The sequence below is a fragment of the Xenorhabdus sp. SGI246 genome (assembly GCF_040838225.1).
Taxonomy (GTDB): Bacteria; Pseudomonadota; Gammaproteobacteria; order Enterobacterales; family Enterobacteriaceae; genus Xenorhabdus; species Xenorhabdus indica.
In genome coordinates this window covers 34,733-52,029 of record NZ_JBFPEZ010000002.1, presented here as the reverse complement: position 1 = coordinate 52,029, position 17,297 = coordinate 34,733, and the positions used below count along the sequence as shown (strand labels likewise).

At 46.1% G+C, this 17,297-nt stretch carries 13 protein-coding genes and 1 tRNA gene; 10 read left to right on the top strand and 4 right to left on the bottom strand.

Translation table 11 applies throughout. The features are described 5' to 3' along the window. Window positions 1–5: 5 nt before the first annotated feature. The 10 genes from glyS to ABLA85_RS00280 all read left to right on the top strand — a co-directional run bounded on the left by glyS (window position 6) and on the right by ABLA85_RS00280 (window position 11,699). Window positions 6–2,075, top strand: coding sequence for a glycine--tRNA ligase subunit beta (gene glyS / locus ABLA85_RS00325; protein ID WP_367960352.1), 2,070 nt, complete (start codon window positions 6–8; stop codon window positions 2,073–2,075). Window positions 2,076–2,277: 202 nt separating this feature from the next. Next, window positions 2,278–2,354, top strand: a tRNA-Pro gene (locus ABLA85_RS00320). A gap of 679 nt (window positions 2,355–3,033) precedes the next feature. After that, entirely contained in the window at window positions 3,034–4,644 is a 1,611-nt protein-coding gene (gene dppA / locus ABLA85_RS00315; protein ID WP_367960349.1) for a dipeptide ABC transporter periplasmic-binding protein DppA, read from the top strand. A 143-nt stretch (window positions 4,645–4,787) separates the two neighbouring features. After that, on the top strand, window positions 4,788–5,807 hold the full coding sequence (dppB, locus tag ABLA85_RS00310; protein ID WP_367960347.1) for a dipeptide ABC transporter permease DppB: 1,020 nt from the start codon (window positions 4,788–4,790) through the stop codon (window positions 5,805–5,807). 10 nt (window positions 5,808–5,817) lie between these two features. Further along, the gene (gene dppC, locus ABLA85_RS00305; protein WP_367960345.1) at window positions 5,818–6,735 is read left to right on the top strand and encodes a dipeptide ABC transporter permease DppC; all 918 of its coding nucleotides are present in this window, start codon (window positions 5,818–5,820) and stop codon (window positions 6,733–6,735) included. A gap of 9 nt (window positions 6,736–6,744) precedes the next feature. Next, window positions 6,745–7,725 (top strand): dipeptide ABC transporter ATP-binding protein, encoded by a 981-nt coding sequence (gene dppD, locus ABLA85_RS00300; protein WP_367960343.1) that lies wholly within the window; start codon window positions 6,745–6,747, stop codon window positions 7,723–7,725. Further along, on the top strand, window positions 7,722–8,780 hold the full coding sequence (gene dppF, locus ABLA85_RS00295) for a dipeptide ABC transporter ATP-binding subunit DppF (protein ID WP_367960341.1): 1,059 nt from the start codon (window positions 7,722–7,724) through the stop codon (window positions 8,778–8,780). Before dppD ends, dppF begins: the two co-directional genes overlap by 4 nt. A gap of 332 nt (window positions 8,781–9,112) precedes the next feature. Next, window positions 9,113–9,820 carry a HAMP domain-containing protein gene (locus ABLA85_RS00290; RefSeq protein ID WP_367960339.1) on the top strand — a complete coding sequence of 236 codons (708 nt, stop codon included), beginning with the start codon at window positions 9,113–9,115 and terminating at the stop codon, window positions 9,818–9,820. Window positions 9,821–9,922: 102 nt separating this feature from the next. Continuing rightward, the gene (locus tag ABLA85_RS00285; protein ID WP_367960338.1) at window positions 9,923–11,392 is read left to right on the top strand and encodes an insulinase family protein; all 1,470 of its coding nucleotides are present in this window, start codon (window positions 9,923–9,925) and stop codon (window positions 11,390–11,392) included. 100 nt (window positions 11,393–11,492) lie between these two features. Next, window positions 11,493–11,699: a SymE family type I addiction module toxin gene (locus tag ABLA85_RS00280; RefSeq protein WP_367960591.1), complete on the top strand. Its 207-nt coding sequence runs from the start codon at window positions 11,493–11,495 to the stop codon at window positions 11,697–11,699. 94 nt (window positions 11,700–11,793) lie between these two features. Here the strand turns inward: ABLA85_RS00280 and ABLA85_RS00275 are convergent, their stop codons facing one another. The 4 genes from ABLA85_RS00275 to yhjD form a co-directional block, all read right to left on the bottom strand. Further along, window positions 11,794–12,183, bottom strand: a complete 390-nt coding sequence (locus tag ABLA85_RS00275; RefSeq protein ID WP_367960336.1) for an Imm50 family immunity protein — start codon at window positions 12,181–12,183, stop codon at window positions 11,794–11,796. 2 nt (window positions 12,184–12,185) lie between these two features. Further along, on the bottom strand, window positions 12,186–15,728 hold the full coding sequence (locus ABLA85_RS00270; protein WP_367960589.1) for an RHS repeat-associated core domain-containing protein: 3,543 nt from the start codon (window positions 15,726–15,728) through the stop codon (window positions 12,186–12,188). A 310-nt stretch (window positions 15,729–16,038) separates the two neighbouring features. Beyond that, window positions 16,039–16,245 (bottom strand): 2-hydroxymuconate tautomerase family protein, encoded by a 207-nt coding sequence (locus tag ABLA85_RS00265; RefSeq protein WP_086954680.1) that lies wholly within the window; start codon window positions 16,243–16,245, stop codon window positions 16,039–16,041. Window positions 16,246–16,297: 52 nt separating this feature from the next. Further along, complete coding sequence (yhjD, locus tag ABLA85_RS00260) at window positions 16,298–17,269, bottom strand: inner membrane protein YhjD (RefSeq protein WP_367960335.1); 972 nt, start codon at window positions 17,267–17,269, stop codon at window positions 16,298–16,300. Window positions 17,270–17,297: the final 28 nt, after the last annotated feature.

Below are 17,297 nucleotides of genomic sequence, written 5' to 3'. Positions count from 1 at the left end.
CCATCATGACTCAACAGACTTTCCTTGTGGAAATCGGCACCGAAGAGTTGCCACCAAAGGCACTGCGTTCATTGGCTGAATCCTTTGCGACCAATTTTGAAGTAGAACTGCAAAATGCCAATCTGGGTCATGGTGAAGTTAGCTGGTTTGCTGCTCCTCGTCGTCTGGCGTTGAAAGTGGCAAATCTGGCGGCGGCACAGGCTGATCGTGAAATAGAAAAACGTGGCCCTGCTATTGCTCAGGCGTTTGATACGGAAGGAAAACCAACCAAAGCAGCGGAAGGTTGGGCACGCGGTTGCGGTATTACCGTTGATCAGGCTGAGCGTATGGTAACCGATAAAGGTGAATGGTTACTTTATCGTGCTCAGGTTAAAGGCCATGAAGCGAAAGAATTGCTGGCGGATATGGTAAGTAGCGCGTTAAGTAAATTACCGATCCCTAAACTAATGCGCTGGGGGGATAAAGAAACCCAATTTGTCCGTCCAGTACATACCATCACTATGCTTCTGGGTTGTGAAGTGATTGAGGGCGAAATTCTGGGTATCAAATCTGATCGTATTATTCGTGGTCACCGTTTTATGGGAGAGGCGGAGTTTACCATTGATAACGCAGAGCAGTATCCGGCAATTTTGCAGGAGCGTGGTCGGGTCATTGCGGATTATGAAGCGCGTAAGGCCCTGATCAAGCGTGATGCAGAACAAGCAGCGACACAGCTTGGTGGTGTGGCAGATTTGACTGACAGTTTGCTGGAAGAAGTCACTTCATTAGTGGAATGGCCTGTTGTTCTGACAGCAAAATTTGAAGAAAAATTTCTTGAAGTACCTGCCGAAGCGCTGGTTTATACCATGAAAGGCGACCAGAAATATTTTCCGGTTTACGATAAATCCGGCAAATTGATGGCAAACTTTATTTTTGTTACCAATATTGAATCTTCTGATCCTCAGCAGATCATCACAGGTAACGAAAAAGTAGTGCGTCCACGTCTGGCAGATGCTGAATTCTTCTTCAATACTGACCGTAAACAGCGTCTGGAAGATAACCTGCCACGTCTGGAGACCGTTCTGTTCCAGAAACAACTGGGTACACTGCGCGATAAAACAGACCGTATTCAGGCTCTGGCTGGCTGGATTGCTGAAAAGATCGGGGCAGATGTTACTCATGCAACCCGCGCAGGTTTACTGTCTAAGTGTGACTTAATGACTAACATGGTTTTTGAGTTCACTGATACGCAGGGTGTGATGGGAATGCACTATGCCCGTCATGATGGAGAAGCTGAAGATGTGGCTCTGGCACTGAATGAACAGTATCAGCCGCGTTTTTCTGGTGATGATCTACCATCTACCGGAGTTTCCTGTGCCATAGCGATCGCCGATAAAATGGATACGCTGGCAGGGATTTTCGGCATCGGTCAACATCCTAAAGGGGATAAAGACCCATTTGCACTGCGTCGTGCCGCATTGGGTGTGCTGCGTATTATTGTTGAGAAAAAACTGCCTCTCGACCTCCAGACTTTGTCTGAGGAAGCTGTGCGTCTGTATGGTGACAAACTGACCAATGAAAACGTTGTAGATGATGTGGTTGAGTTTATGCTCGGTCGTTTCCGCACTTGGTATCAGGAGCAGGGCTACAGCGTTGATACTATCCAGGCTGTACTGGCACGTCGTCCGACTCAACCGGCAGACTTTGATGCCCGTATGAAAGCGGTAACGCATTTCCGTACATTAGATGAAGCAGTTTCTCTGGCGGCAGCGAATAAGCGTGTTTCCAACATTCTGGCGAAATCAGAAGAGAAGTTGAATGATACTGTTCAGGCTTCAGTGTTGAAAGCAGCGGAAGAGATCCAACTGGCGACTCATCTTGTTGTATTGAAAGAGAAGCTGGCACCTCTGTTTGCAGAAGGCAACTATCAGGATGCGCTGGTTGAACTGGCTTCTTTACGTGAAGCTGTGGATGCATTCTTCGACAATGTAATGGTGATGGATGAAGATCTGCAAGTAAGAGCAAATCGCCTGACGCTATTGAGTGAACTGCGCGAGTTGTTCTTGCGGGTAGCGGATATTTCACTGCTCCAGTAATTGCTGATAAGTTTTATTGAGTTAGTGTAAGTACCTTTAAAGCTAATTACCATTAAGACAGAGCCTCGCGGATCATAGCGGGGCTTTTTGCTCTGAAGATATTACAATGTGTAAACTTTGGACGGAATATCATCAAATAACCACTTATCTTTAAAAAAATATTGACGATCCGTGATGCCAGCAGTAAGATGCGCTTCGTTTTCGGCGAGTAGCGCAGCTTGGTAGCGCAACTGGTTTGGGACCAGTGGGTCGGAGGTTCGAATCCTCTCTCGCCGACCAGCATTCTGAAACCCCGCTCTTTGAGCGGGGTTTTTTCATATGTGACAAATGAAAAATAAACCGCATTCTTACTTTTAAACAGGCTTAAATGTGTTTTTGCCTCGTGCATATTTACTTGAATAGTCATGCCTTTTTACCTTTACTTAGCCACTAATTTACTTAGCCACCCAGTATGAACTATGCTCAATGTGAGCAAAATCGCACCATGAAGTTCCATCATTTTCATAAATAGAATTTTCATATTAACTTGCTAATTTAATTGATGATGTTATTAATTTCATCTGAATTGAATAAATTTAAAACATTTATTTCTCTTGATTCGATTCGGCACCTTGTTCCACGTCACCCTTCTTATAATTTTTTCTGTTCATTATTTAAGTATCCGGTCACAAATTTAAAATTATAATTTATAGAAATTAATTCTTTTAATAAGGGATATTTCCAGTTTTTTTATCTATATTTGTGCCTAATGTCATATTTTTTAACCAGGATTGTTAACGTTTTTTTTCTTTTATGTTTTTCTGTTGTTGCATATGGCATGGTGATTATATTGACGTAAGGAATAACAATTGATTAATTGATAAGCGACAAAAATAACACAAGCCGGGGCAGTGATATTCAGGCAGGAAACTCTGGACTTGGCTAAGGCACAATAAACATCACAAACGGAGTTTAAGTAATGACTATCTCCAAAAAGAAAAAGCCCAGTTTATTGAAATTGGGTATTGGTCTTGTTTCATTGGCTGTAGCAGCCAGTGTACAGGCAAAAACACTGGTTTATTGCTCTGAAGGTTCACCTGAAGGCTTTAACCCGCAGTTATTCACTTCTGGTACAACTTTTGATGCAACCGCCAGACAAATTTATAACCGTCTGGTGGACTTCAAATCAGGTACAACAGAGATTATTCCAAGTCTGTCTGAACGGTGGGAAATCAGTGACGATGGCAAAACCTACACATTCTATTTGCGCAAGGGCGTAAAATGGCAGAGCAGTAAAGTTTTCAAATCTACGCGTGATTTCAACGCCGATGACGTTATCTTTACTTTTATGCGCCAAAAGGATAAAAGTCATCCGTACCATAAAGTATCCGGTGGCAGCTACGAATACTTTATCGGCATGGATATGGGGAATATCATCAGCAAAATAGAGAAAGTAGATGACTATACTGTCCGCTTTGTGCTGTCCCGTCCTGAAGCTCCTTTTTTGGCTAATTTAGCTATGGATTTTGCCTCAATTCTCTCCAAAGAATATGCTGATGCCATGATGAAGGCTGGTACGCCGGAAAAAGTGGATCTGAATCCGGTGGGTACAGGACCATTCCAGTTAGTGCAATACCAGAAAGATTCCCGCATTCTCTATAAAGCGTTCAAAGATTATTGGCAAGGGCCGGCGAAAATTGATCGTCTGGTCTTTTCCATCACCCCTGATGCTTCTGTACGTTATGCAAAATTGCAGAAAAATGAATGCCAGGTCATGCCATACCCGAACCCGGCTGATATTGCGAGTATGAAGCAGAATAAGGATATCGTACTGAAAGAACAGGCAGGGCTGAATGTGGGTTATCTCTCTTATAACGTTACCAAGAAGCCAATGGACAACCTCAAAGTTCGTCAGGCGTTGACGATGGCGGTGAACAAAGATGCCATCATTGCGGCTGTGTATCAAGGAGCCGGTCAGAAAGCGAAAAACCTGATCCCTCCTACGATGTGGGGCTATAACGATGACATCAAAGATTACTCCTATGATCCGGCGAAGGCTAAAGAACTGCTGAAAGAAGCAGGCTTCCCAAATGGGTTTGAAACCGATCTTTGGGCAATGCCGGTACAGCGTCCTTATAATCCGAATGCCCGCCGTATGGCGGAAATGATTCAGGCTGACTGGGCCAAAATTGGTGTAAAAGCCAAGATTGTCAGTTATGAGTGGGGCGAATACCTGAAACGAGCCAAAGATGGTGAACCTCAAAACGTCATGATGGGATGGACGGGGGATAACGGTGATCCTGATAACTTCTTTGGAACTCTGTTTAGTTGTGCAGCCAAAGAACGAGGTTCCAATTATTCAAAATGGTGCGACCAACAGTTTGAGGACATTATTCAGCCAGCACGTACAACGGCTGATATTGTCAAACGCACAGAACTTTATAAGCAGGCTCAGGTAGTAATGCATGAGCAAGTCCCTGCATTGATTATTGCCCACTCTACGGTTTACGAACCTATTCGTAAAGAAGTGAAGGGTTATGAGGTCGATCCGCTCGGCAGGCACCTCTTTTACAATGTAGATCTCGAATAATCCTGTTCTTGATTTGTTGTGATTGTCCATCCCCCCGAATATTTCCGGGGGGATGGTTGCGTTTCTCTGGTGGGCAAGCAGGTCTGTGTATGACACAAACAGCCTGAGAGCTGTAACTGATAACTAAAAAGAGAATTCAGGATATGCTGCAATTTATCCTCCGGCGTCTGGGGCTGGTGATCCCGACGTTTATTGGTATTACCCTGCTGACTTTCGCCTTTGTGCATATGATCCCCGGTGATCCGGTACTGATTATGGCGGGAGAAAGAGGTGTCTCTGCCGAGCGCCATGCTGAACTGATGGCAGCAATGGGGTTAGATAAACCTCTTTGGGAGCAATATCTTCATTATGTCAATGGCATACTGCATGGTGATTTAGGGATCTCCCTGAAAAGCCGCATTCCGGTGTGGGATGAATTTGTCCCCCGATTTAAAGCAACATTGGAATTAGGCATCTGCGCCATGTTATTTGCCATCTCTGTCGGTATTCCTGTCGGCGTACTGGCTGCGGTCAAACGTGGTTCTGTCTTTGATCATACCGCCGTAGGCCTGTCACTGACGGGTTATTCAATGCCTATTTTCTGGTGGGGCATCATGCTCATCATGCTGGTTTCCGTTCACTGGAACCTGACTCCGGTTTCCGGCCGAATAAGCGACAGTGTGTTTCTTGATGATAGCTATCCTCTGACTGGCTTTATGCTGATTGATACCCTGATTTGGGGGGAAGATGGTGACTTCATTGACGCTGTGATGCACATGATCCTGCCTGCTGTTGTATTGGGTACGATCCCATTAGCCGTGATTGTGCGTATGACTCGTTCTTCCATGCTGGAAATATTGGGTGAAGACTATATCCGTACTGCACGGGCAAAAGGCCTGAGTCGTATGCGTGTCATTATTGTCCATGCGTTGCGCAATGCGTTGCTGCCTGTGATCACAGTGATTGGCCTGCAAGTGGGCATTATGTTGGCGGGTGCGATTCTGACTGAAACCATCTTTTCATGGCCGGGACTGGGGCGTTGGTTGATCGACGCTCTCCAGCGTCGTGATTATCCAGTGGTGCAAGGTGGCGTATTGCTGGTGGCGACAATGATCATTCTGGTCAATTTTGTGGTTGATCTGCTGTATGGCATTGTCAATCCGCGTATTCGGCACAAGAGATAAGGAGCGCATGATGACTCAATTAACAGAGCCACAAGCCATTGAACAAATAACATCAAGCGCACCGAAACTGATGACACCGATGCAGGAGTTCTGGCATTACTTTAAACGTAACAAAGGTGCCGTCATTGGTCTTGTCTATATTGTTTTGATGCTGTTGATCGCGTTGCTTGCAGGGGTACTGGCACCACATGGCCCGGCGGAACAGTTCCGTGATTCCCTGTTAATCCCGCCGATATGGCAGGAAGGGGGAAGTTGGCAATTTATTCTCGGTACTGACGATGTTGGGCGCGATATCCTTTCTCGCTTGATGTACGGAGCTCGTCTCTCCTTACTGGTTGGTTGTCTGGTTGTTGTAATGTCGCTGGTGATGGGGATTATTCTGGGATTGCTGTCAGGCTATTTTGGTGGAATTGTTGATACTGCCATTATGCGAATAGTCGATATTATGCTGGCCTTGCCAAGCCTGTTATTAGCATTGGTATTGGTGGCTATCTTCGGCCCATCTATTGTCAATGCGTCACTGGCGCTGACGTTTGTTGCATTGCCTCATTATATTCGACTGACAAGAGCGGCAGTATTAGTTGAAGTGAATCGTGACTATGTGACCGCTTCTCAGGTTGCTGGTGCGGGGGCAATGCGTCAGATGTTCATCAATATCTTACCAAACTGCCTTGCTCCCCTGATTGTGCAGGCCTCATTAGGGTTTTCGAATGCGATTCTCGACATGGCTGCCCTCGGTTTTCTGGGAATGGGAGCACAGCCACCAACACCAGAGTGGGGAACTATGTTGTCAGATGTCTTGCAGTTTGCCCAGAGTGCGTGGTGGGTCGTGACTTTCCCTGGGTTGGCTATCCTTTTGACAGTACTGGCATTTAACCTGATGGGGGATGGGTTGCGTGATGCGCTCGATCCTAAGCTCAAGCAGTAGGGGTATGAAATGGCATTGTTAAATATAGACCAATTATCGGTGCACTTTGGTGATGAAGATACACCATTCCACGCTGTTGACCGTATCAGCTACAGCGTTGAACAGGGCCAGGTTGTCGGTATTGTTGGAGAGTCTGGTTCGGGCAAATCTGTCAGCTCACTGGCGATTATGGGGTTGATAGATTATCCGGGCAAAGTCATGGCAAAGAAGTTGGAGTTTGATGGCTGTGATCTGACAAAAATTTCCGAAAAAGAGCGCCGCCAACTGGTTGGTGCAGAAATTTCGATGATTTTTCAGGACCCAATGACCAGCCTTAACCCTTGTTACACTGTGGGATATCAGATCATGGAAGCGCTGAAAGTCCATCAGGGAGGAAACCGGAAAACCCGTTATCAACGAGCAATTGATCTGCTGACTCAGGTAGGAATTCCTGATCCAGCCTCTCGTTTAGAAGTTTATCCGCATCAATTATCAGGTGGAATGAGCCAGCGTGTGATGATCGCGATGGCGATTGCTTGTCGTCCGAAGCTGCTGATTGCCGATGAACCGACAACGGCATTGGATGTGACTATTCAGGCACAAATCGTCGAATTGTTACTGGAGTTACAGCAGCAGGAAAACATGGCACTGGTCTTGATCACTCATGATTTGGCTCTGGTTGCGGAAGCTGCTCAGCATATTATTGTGATGTATGCAGGGCAGATAGTGGAAATTGGTAAGTCGAATGAAATATTTAGAGCACCACGTCATCCTTATACACAGGCATTGTTGCGGGCATTACCGGAATTTGCGCTAGATAAATCCCGTCTGGCTTCGTTGCCGGGCGTTGTTCCGGGTAAATATGACCGTCCGACAGGATGTCTGCTCAATCCTCGCTGCCCTTATGTCAATGAGCATTGCTGCCAAGTGGAGCCGGAATTGAAAGTTGTTGGAGAACGTCAGGTTAAATGTCATATGCCACTGGATGATGAGGGGAGGCCGACAATATGAATGCTCAAGAAGCAGTTATTCAACAACAAAATCAACAACAAAACGGGCAGAAAAAAGACACGCTCCCTTTGCTAAAAGCCACTGAACTGAAAAAGTATTATCCGGTTAAAACCGGCATATTTTCACCAGAGAGGGTAGTGAAGGCACTGGATGGTGTCTCATTTGAACTGGAGAAAGGTAAGACACTGGCAGTTGTCGGAGAATCAGGTTGCGGGAAATCCACCCTAGGGCGCTTGCTGACCATGATAGAAAAACCCACAGAAGGCGAACTTTATTATTTGGGGCAAGACTTACTATTACCAGATAAGGAATCACCAGATAATAAAGCAGAAAAACTCCGACGCCAAAAAATCCAGATCGTATTTCAGAATCCTTACGCATCCTTGAATCCACGTAAAAAAGTGGGTCAGATTCTGGAAGAGCCTTTGCTTATCAATACATCACTGACACTGAATGAACGCAAGGAAAAAGTGCTGGAGATGATGGAAAAGGTGGGATTAAAGCCTGAACATTACCAGCGTTATCCTCATATGTTTTCTGGCGGCCAGCGTCAGCGTATTGCGATTGCTCGTGGGTTGATGCTAAATCCTGACGTGGTGATTGCGGATGAGCCAGTTTCTGCTCTGGACGTTTCCGTGCGGGCGCAGGTTTTGAATCTGATGATGGATTTGCAGCAGGAATTGGGGCTGTCATATGTATTTATTTCCCATGACCTCTCAGTGGTTGAACATATTGCCGATGAAGTTATGGTTATGTATTTGGGACGTTGCGTTGAAAAAGGTGCGAAGGAAGCGATTTTCAATAACCCACGTCATCCTTATACGCAGGCATTGTTGTCTGCAACGCCGCGGTTGAATCCGGCACTGCGGCGTGAACGTATCAAACTGACAGGGGAATTGCCAAGCCCGATGAACCCGCCTCCGGGGTGTGCTTTTGCAGCCCGTTGCCGTCATGCATTTGGCCCATGCACTCAATTCCACCCTAAACTAAAGCAATATGGCGAGCGACTTGTTGCCTGCTTTGCTGTTGAGCAAAATGCAAATCCACCTGCATAATTGTGTCAGATCGTAGTATAACGTTATCTGATACATATCGAATGGACTTCAAGTGGCTGTACAACGTTAAATGAATCACTCCCCGGAAGCTGAAGGTTATAGGATAAGGTTACAGTCATAAAACCTATGTGACCGGGGGGAATGAATATAGTTAATAAAGCAGTCACTTGAAGGTGAAAGGGATGAACGTCACAAAAAGTAAATACTATATTGCAGTCATTTATCTCACTTGCATTTATCAAAACAAGACGATAGCAAGAAAAATCAAGTATACTCAGTCGCATTATTAAGGTGTGGTAGCCAGTCTTTGGTCAAGTATTGGTTTGGATAAAATGAAATTGCGAGTCAAACGTTCGTTAACCATTAAACAAATGGCGGCAGTGACAGGAGTCACTTTGGTCACTCTTGCTATTTTCATTACTATCCAACTATCGCATTTGTTGCAGCAACGAAAAGATGATTATATTAACCAGCTCAATAATGCAGCAGCTCAGATCCAGGCTCCTTTGACAGATGCTTTACTGAGTTCTGATCTCAATAAAGCGAAAACTTTACTGATTGGGTTAAAAACGTCGGGCATCTTAGGGCGAGCTGAACTGATATCGCAGAATAACTCCCGGATTATGAGTTTGGACTTCGCGACTCACCGGCCTATACCTGAACTGGCAAAGCGGGTTTTTGGTATCCCGGTTGAGTTAAATATTCCTTTACATGTTTATGGTATTTCATCAAAAGACATAGCATCGCAGGGGCATCTTATCTTGCAGGTTGACTCCAACCGTGTGTACCGATTTGCTTTGAACACACTGGCATTAATGTTAACCACTTATTTATTGCTTGCACTTATTCTTACCGTGTCGATAAGTTGGTGTGTAAATCGTATCGTCATACATCCGTTGCGTGATATCGCACGAGAACTGAATGAAGAGCATGTTCCTGTCCCTATGCCTTGTCCCAAAAATCACCAAGATGACGAATTGGGGTTGTTGGTGAAAGGTTATAATCGTCAAGTTAATAAGCAAAAACCTCCATCAAAATGAAACCTTATAAGGTGAATAAGGGTCTAATTTTCGGTGATAATATCCAGAAGCCTTTTATTGGTTCAAACAAGGATAAAACTAAATAGGTAGGGGTAAGTAAGAATGCAAGGCAAGAAAATCGGATATCTTATTGGTGGCACCATTCTGGCTACGACTTACTTTGCTCAGGCGGAAACCTTACAGCCTGATCCAGCTTGGCAACAAGGTAAACTGGAAAATGGGTTCAGTTGGCAAATCCTGCAAACTCCGCAACGTCCCAACGACAAAATACAGTTGCGTTTAATGGTGAAAACGGGCTCTCTGGCAGAGAAAAATCAGCAGCAAGGTTACACCTACCTCATTCCCAAGATCGTCTTATCCTCTAGTAAAGATTTATCTTCGCAAAAATTGGAAAATCTGTGGTACAACGCAGTTGATAGCAAAAACCTCCTTCCCCCTGCCATAGTTTCATATGATTTCACCCTCTATAGCCTGAGTTTACCCAATAACCGTCCTGAATTATTACAGGATGCGCTGATCTGGTTATCCGATATTGCGGGAGGTGCAGTATTTACGCCACAGACTTTGGTTCAGGCTATGAAAACGTCTGAGCATCTGGTATCGACTCTGCCAGCAGATGTCCAGGATCCGGTATGGCGTATGCGCCTGCAAGGTTCGACTCTGCTTGGTCATGATCCCGGAGTGCATGTATCAACATCTGTAGATGTGAAAAAAGTCGAAGAATTCTATCGGCAGTGGTATACGCCGGATGCAATGACATTATACGTTGCCGGCAACGTTGATAGTCGGGTATTGCCAGAACGGCTTAATCAGATATTTTCATCATTAGAAGGCAAACGTCAGACACCTGTTGTTGTTCCCATACTGTTGCCAGTAAAAGCAGAAGTATTGGGAGTAAAAAGTGATAAAGCTAAACAAGATCGGCTTTCTTTAGTTTGGGACCTGAACTGGCAACCGATTAATAACTCTCAGGCATTACTTCAGCATTGGTCAAACGAACTTGCTCGTGAAGCTTTTTACCGTTACTTACAATTGTGGCTGAAAGAAAAGCAAAATGACGCAAAATTAGATCTGGATTGTCGGGTTGTTTACCAGCGGGCGAATTGCTATCTGAATCTGGACACGTCATCGGATAAATTGACGGAATCCACACTTTACCTGGCCTCTGCGCTGGCGTCATTACGTGAAAATGGATTGCCACAAAAACAATTCGATGAACTGTATAATCAGAAACGCCTTCAGCTTCAGCACCTCTTTGCAGCATATGCGCGTACAGACACGGATATATTGATTAACCAGCGTCTGCTCTCCCAACAAAATAATGTGATAGATATTGCCCCTGAGCAATATCGCAGATTGCGGCAGATGTTTTTGTCTTCCCTTACGCCACAGGTTTTGAACAAAAAACTGAAAGAGATGTTATCTCAGGAAACGGCATTTATTCTGGTGCAACCTAAAGGTGAAGCGACTGTTGATGTGAATCAGCTCAGGAACAGTTTTAATCAGATTATGAGACCAGGACCGCTGCCGGAAGAGCCGAAGACTGAGGTAGTTGAGGTCCAAAAAAACTGAAGATTAGTCATTTCAACTAACCATCAAAGCCGCCAAAACCGAACGTTATTTTACCGTGGGATACGTACCGTAAAATGATAAGGCCTGCGCCCCGCCTGCCATCCATCTGAAAGGCCAGTGGCTTAAGGCAGCAGGCTTTGATATTGGCGGCACGCTCACGGTTAAAATCATGGATGGCTGTCTGGTGCTGATCCCCGACAGCGATGACACCCGCACCATTAAGCAACAGTACCAGCGCCAGCAAGACCAGCTCAGTGACATTAAATTGAGGATGCGGGAACTGATTGGAGAGTACAACAGCAACTAAGGGCAGGCAATGAGCGGCTCTTAAAAAAGAAGAAAGCCGGAAGATCATGGGGATCTTTCCGGCTTTTTTGTTCTGATTAACAATGAGTTAAATATTAATCCCACCTTTCATCTATATAAGGAGTAATACCGTCTATTGTCAAAAAATCTGCATTACACAATAAATAAAAATCTTCGTTGATTATTTCGATAGATGTAGAACTATCGGTGCTACTAATTTGTGGTGAACAAATAAAATTCACTTTATTTCCTTTACTTTCAAATGAATTTATATTTGACATGCTTAAAACTAAACTCATCGCATTAAACCCTTTTTCATTCCATTTTTCAGGATATACGGAAGGGATCTTTTTACATATAAAACAAAGTTGTAAAGATGAGTGACGATGAAAAGTATAACTAATGAATTCGACTTCACTTATATCAAATTCATTATTAAACATATATTTTATTTGCTCATTTCTTATCGCATTTTTAAACCACATAATCACTTCCCTAAAGGAAAATTATAATGTCCATGAGTGCCTTCGACACTACCCGTATCTAATATTTTTCCAGATATTTTATCAATTGGTCTAACGTTAAAATGGGGTTCTGCTCCATGTAAAGGCGTGGCTTTCGCATGCCCTCGACTGTGTTCTTGAATTATTACTGTATTACCTTTCTGATCCTTGAAGTGATATTGCCGAGTTGTAACTGGAGTACCGTTTGGATTACGAACAACACCACCGTACCCATCTCCCAAATCAACCCTTGATATTTCAAACGGCTTCTGGCTATTAGGAATGCCTGCATCTCGCTTAGCCTGCCGGAACGCATCACGCCGACTTGTACCTTCATTCGTCGTTTTCTTGTTCTTAACGGTTGGGCACGGAGTTAACCCGAATGGATCAACCCAAGATAGAGGATTATGCACATACCCATAAGGATTCAGCCCGCCCGCCAGCCCTATGGGGTCCGGCGATATATACTGCCCGGTTTCCGGCGAGTAATACCTAAACCGATTGTAATATAATCCGCTTTCCTCATCCTCGTACTGCCCCATAAAACGCAGGTTGCAGTTAACATGATAATCCGCATCATTGGAGGCGATGACCTGCGAGCGTTCTGCTTTGCCCCAGGTGGTGAGCCGCTGTGCCCAGACCAGCCCGCCTTCCTTATTGAGCATCTCACGCGGCGTACCCTGATGGTCACAGACGATATAGTGCAGTTTGCCCCGCTCAGCGCGTGCCGAAGGTGTCAGTGCGCCCGGCTCGTATAACCAGCGGATGCGCTGATTTTCCACCGGTGTGCCATCGGCATAAAGCGGGGTTTCCTCAATAAGCTGGTCGCCGCTCCACAAATAATCATAGCCCAAAATGGCATCGGGTTTCACTGTTAAATCCGGTTTGCCATCCAGCCAGCGCTGTAAATTGGCGGTGGCCAGTTTGCCATCATGTACTTTCAGCTTACGAATACGCCGTCCGAATGCATCGTAGCGATAGTGCCAGCGCGAGCCGTCCGGCGTTTCGCAGTGGGTAAGCTGGTTTTGGGTATCCCAGCGGTAGCGCCAGATTTGTGGCCGGAAGCCGTCACGCTGTTCGGTTTTTTCCACCAGCCGGCCATTATCATCATAGCGATAGCGGACATTGCCACATTGCACCACCCGCCCGGATTGCTGGCGCTGAGTAATTTGTATCATTGCGCCCTGGATATCCACCGGAATATGCTGGCTCAGGTTACCGTTGGCATCATAACGGAACTGTTCTTCATACGGACGGTTGCCATCAAACAGGGTATGCAGTATATGGTCATTAGTGTTGTAACGATAGCGGGTTTGCCCCCAGCGGCTGTCGTCAATCACACGGACGTTATGAGCTCGGTCATATTGCCAGCTCCGGTTGACGGCGGTTGCCTGGGGTGGGAAGTGCGGATCGTTTTGTGCCAGCGTTTCCCGGAAAAATTTAGTTGCCTGCCCCGCCGACTGATGCGCCAGCAGGCCAGTTGCAGTATAGCGGCTGGCAAGGATAAAGCCGTTAGCACTTTCGCGTACCGTTTCCCGCCCAAGCGCATCATGCTGGAATGTCAGTGGCGCATGCTGGTTAAGCTGAAAGTGATTCAGACTCCCCGACAGGTTATAACCGAAGTGCAGGGTATTGCCATCGACACTTTCGCTGACAGGACGTCCGGTCAGATTATCCCATTCGCGCGTGATTTCCCGCCCATTGATACGCTCACAGGTCGGCAGGCCAGTGATTTTGTCATATTCGTATTCCACAACAACATCGGCATTAGTGGCTTTCACCAACTGATACCGCTTGTTGTATTCGTAACGCGTTGTGGCTTTCAGTACCCATTGGTTTTCTTCCGGTTGCCAGCTTTCCTGTTTGACCAGCAAACCAGCCGGGGAATAATGCCAGCGAAGCTGCTGACCGTCGGGATATTGCATCAGTGTGCGGCGTCCCCGTTTATCGTACTGATATTCAAGAGTACGCCCGGTAAAATCAGTTTCCCGGATAATCTGCCCGGCGGCATCCCGCGCATAACGGTAGGTTTCGCCAGTGGAGGCGGTCACTGAGTTCAACCGGGTCAGGCGGTCATAGCCAAAGTGTAATACCGTGCCATCGGGCCGGGTAACCTGAGTCAGCAGGTCAAACGCGCCGTAAGTATAGCGGGTGGTACGGCCTTCGCCGTCAGTCACGGCTACTACTCGCCGTTCACTGTCATAGGCCAGTTGTTGCGTGGTGCCATCCGGCAGTTCGATTTCCGTCAGGCTGCCGTTGAGACTGGCATGGTCGTCACTGTAGCGATAGCGGGTTTGTTGTTTCAGGGCATCGGTGAGTTGGCGCAGGCGGCCCAGTTCATCCAGTTGCAGTCCGGTGGTCTGACCGTCCGGTGTCATCACTGCGGCTAGTCGCTGTTGCTCGTCATAAGCATAGTGCCACTGGCGTCCGTCCGGTAGCAGGCGCTGACGCAATTCACCGTGCGTGCCGTATTGGTATTCTTCTTTGTGCCCCAATGGATTAGTCAGCGCTGTCAGGTTGCCTTGCTCGTCATAGTGAAATTGCCAGCGCTCACCGGTTGGCAGGACACTTTCAATGAGCTGTCCGTGTTCGTCATAGCCGTAAGCAAAGGTTTCTCCGGTCGGCAGGACCATTTCAGTCAGAGCACCATCAGGGTTGTAATCGAAAGTCGTGATCCCACCTGCTGCATCGGCTTCCCAGACGATTTGACTGTAGCGCCACTGGCGGCGTGTGACGCGCCCCAGCGGATCGACTTCACGGATCACCAGCCCGTTGTGATCGTAATGGTGCTGGGTTTCACCGCCTTCAGCATCCCGGTAAGTGGTGATACGCGCCTGGTCGTCGTAGCGGAAACGGTCACTCCAGTAGCCGCTGGGGGACATCATGCTCAGTACCCGCCCCTGCTCATCATAAGTGAGATGCAGATCAGTCTGGTCGGTATCGTGCCAGCGTATCATTCGCCCCTGTGCGTCATATTCATGCCACAGATGGTTATGCTGGAACGCATCATATTGATGCAGGTAACCCTGTGAATCATAGTGACAGGTCACCAGCCGTTGGTGTGTTTGTTGCTTGAGGTAATCCACTGTCTGGAGTTGCTGATCTTGATAACCCAGAATCAGCCGGAAGCCATCCGTGCGCGTGACTTCGATCAGTTGTGAGTGTTTATCGTAAATAAACCGGATCGCGTTCTGACGGCGATCAGTGATCGCGGATAGCTTGCGAATATTTCCAACGATGTGATTGAAATGATAGCTGAGTTGGGACTGGCGGTCGGTCAGTTGTAGTTCACCCGTTAATTCGCCGGTCAGCAGGTAATAGGGAATATGCTGATTACGGGCGAGTACCTGATTATCCGGCGTATTGAAATCATAGATGACTCCGTCTGCATCGGTGAAATTGATTTTGCCGTCAGTCAGTGCTAGCTGACGTGACCAGTCATCTGCCCATTTAGGGCCAAACAGGCCGTTTAAGTTGGCGGTGGAGCGATAGGTGCGGGTCAGGGTAATCGGCAATAATCCGGGGATAGCGAAAACTTATCCCCATGGCGCAGCACCAGCTTGTTGCTCTTATAAAGATTAATTTGGTAATTAATAGAATGATATCTTGTATGTTTTATTTTCTATCATTCGAAAAAAGGCTATTTGGTAGATTAATATCCATGTTATTTCGCGATAGTATTTTATTTTAAATAACTTACTTTGTTTATTTACCATTAATGTTCTTATTATATTCAATAAAAAATAATAACCATATTGATTAGGGTTTTGTTGATATTAAAAAAATAAAAGGGCGATATATTCGCCCTAATCGTTTATTTCATTTTTTAAATATGCGTTACTTCTTTGCAGCAGCCCGTACTTCCGTCACACTATTGCCACCAATTCCCCAGTTATCCGTTTCCACTTCATCAATAATGACAAATGTTGTTGCCGGATTCTTACCAAGTACATCCACCAGCAACTGGGTTGCACCTTCAATGAGTTGTTTCTTCTGTTCAGCAGTTGCACCTTCGCGGGTGATTTTGATGTTTACAAATGGCATAAATAACTCCTTTTTAGGTTTGTTATGAAATGATTCTGATGATGCGGTTTTGTTACATTTTTTTCTCTGCCGTAGCGATCCAGGCAGCGCAAAATAGGGTCAGTCGGGCAAAGAAATAGAAAAATGCCATCAGACCAATTACTGAGCCAAAGGCTGCGCCAGAAGGTGAACTGGCAAGGCGTGGCAACATCATGGTCATAATCGATTTAATGATCTCAAACCCAATGGCGGCCATTAATGTTCCCTGAAGCAGGGCTTTCCGCTCAGGCCGATGACGAGGTAAGATCCACAGTATCCATAGAAATAACAAATAATTGGCAGAAATGGAAATTGTCATGCCAATGGATGTCCATACGGGGCGTAGCCATTCGATACTTTCTAAGCCAAGCGCATGGACTATGGTTGCCTGAGCAGAGCCAGCGATGGAGTTCAGGGAAAGTGTTATCACTAATGCGAATAGCAGGCCAAACAGAGAGAAAACATCCCGAATATATTGAGAGTAGATTTTTTCTTTATCTTCGTGAGTACGTTCCCAGACATCACGGGACTGAGCACGGATCGCTTCCCGCAGGTTGCCGACCCAGTTCACGCCTGAGTAGAGCGCGATCGCCAAGCCTGTCAATCCAACGGTTGTCCTCTGTTTTATGGCAGTATCAACACTGTTTTTCAATGTATTTGCCAGCGTTGGGTCGCTGATGCTATTGGCAATACTATTGATGAGTTTTGCCAGCAAATCAGGATTGGAAGCCAGTACAAAACCTGCGATAGCAAAAGAGAGCATCAGTATTGGGATCAGTGACAGGAAGGAGAAATAGGTAATTGCTGCACCAAACTGACTTCCCATTCGATCATTGAAACGTTGAGCTGCCCGGATCAGATGGGCAATAAATGGTATATGGCGGATATAGTTGCCAATGCGTATCGTCACCGAAAGTGCTTTTTTGCTGCCATCTAGTCCTTTCTGTAATGGTGTGTTGGTTGTTCCTTTGCTGGAATGTTCCCTTTTTTCGAAATCATTTGGCATTACATCCCCTTGGCTTTGCCTGATATGA

Bases quoted from the DNA above. Each gene is read 5' to 3' on its own strand.
- glyS (WP_367960352.1), top strand. From the start codon at position 6: ATGACTCAACAGACTTTCCTTGTGGAAATCGGCACCGAAGAGTTGCCA.
- dppA (WP_367960349.1), top strand. From the start codon at position 3,034: ATGACTATCTCCAAAAAGAAAAAGCCCAGTTTATTGAAATTGGGTATT.
- dppB (WP_367960347.1), top strand. From the start codon at position 4,788: ATGCTGCAATTTATCCTCCGGCGTCTGGGGCTGGTGATCCCGACGTTT.
- dppC (WP_367960345.1), top strand. From the start codon at position 5,818: ATGACTCAATTAACAGAGCCACAAGCCATTGAACAAATAACATCAAGC.
- dppD (WP_367960343.1), top strand. From the start codon at position 6,745: ATGGCATTGTTAAATATAGACCAATTATCGGTGCACTTTGGTGATGAA.
- dppF (WP_367960341.1), top strand. From the start codon at position 7,722: ATGAATGCTCAAGAAGCAGTTATTCAACAACAAAATCAACAACAAAAC.
- ABLA85_RS00290 (WP_367960339.1), top strand. From the start codon at position 9,113: ATGAAATTGCGAGTCAAACGTTCGTTAACCATTAAACAAATGGCGGCA.
- ABLA85_RS00285 (WP_367960338.1), top strand. From the start codon at position 9,923: ATGCAAGGCAAGAAAATCGGATATCTTATTGGTGGCACCATTCTGGCT.
- ABLA85_RS00275 (WP_367960336.1), bottom strand. From the start codon at position 12,183: ATGTGGTTTAAAAATGCGATAAGAAATGAGCAAATAAAATATATGTTT.
- ABLA85_RS00265 (WP_086954680.1), bottom strand. From the start codon at position 16,245: ATGCCATTTGTAAACATCAAAATCACCCGCGAAGGTGCAACTGCTGAA.
- yhjD (WP_367960335.1), bottom strand. From the start codon at position 17,269: ATGCCAAATGATTTCGAAAAAAGGGAACATTCCAGCAAAGGAACAACC.